Annotated in this window: 1 pseudogene; it reads right to left on the bottom strand. The window is 57.9% G+C overall.

The window, feature by feature from the left end:
- A pseudogene (locus ACRXB1_RS36930) lies at window positions 1-784 on the bottom strand (hypothetical protein); the annotation flags it as partial.
- Window positions 785-863: the final 79 nt, after the last annotated feature.

Below are 863 nucleotides of genomic sequence, written 5' to 3' on the forward strand. Positions count from 1 at the left end.
CGCTCGGGAAAATCGCGGCAAGCGTATCCAGATCATTTTCCGATACCGCGTCAATACCAGCGCCACATGTCCAGTCGCTTACCGGCGCACTATCCAGACCCGGACCCGGCTGATACGGCGGATTCCACGGACGGCACTTCGGACCCGGCGTGGGATTCGTGCTCGCAAGACTACGGATATAGCTGGCAATCTGCATGCCCTGGTTCTGCGACAAGCCGTGATATTCGCTTCGAACCACGATCGAGTTATTCGAGTAATTGAACTTGAACAGATCGTTGCCGCTCGCGCTGTGGCAGTCCATGCAATGCGCCTTGAGCTGGTGACCCGAATTGACCGGCGAATCGATCAGCGTCGCGGTTTGCCACAACTTCTGACCCGCGGAGATATCGGCTGTGTTCGCAAGCGGCGCAGTCCATTTAGTCGGATCGTCTTGCGTGAAGCTGCTGCTGGCAATCAGCGCATTGCCCGACGCATCGAGCAAATTGAACGACAACACGCGATAACCCGAGCTCACGCCATCGGTGGTATTGAAGCGGAAACTGATCGTGTTGTTTCCGTTGATTGCGCCCGTCACGGGTACATTCAACTTGATGGTGTCGTAACCGCCGCCAATGCCGCCATACAATTTCGCGTTGCCCAGCACGGTCACGTTTGCATTCGTCAGATCGATCCACTTGCCGCCATTGATCTGGACAGAGCCCTTGGCGTCGTAGGAGAGATTGTTGACCTGCATGGTCAGCGTATTCGCTGACGCGCCCGCCGGAACGGCGAGCGTGGTCGTCACAACAACGCCGCTGCCCGCGCCCATTACCTCCAACGGCATGACCACCGCACCTGCGACGGGAATCGTGGGCGTCGTGGTA

This window comes from Caballeronia sp. M23-90, from assembly GCF_053574605.1.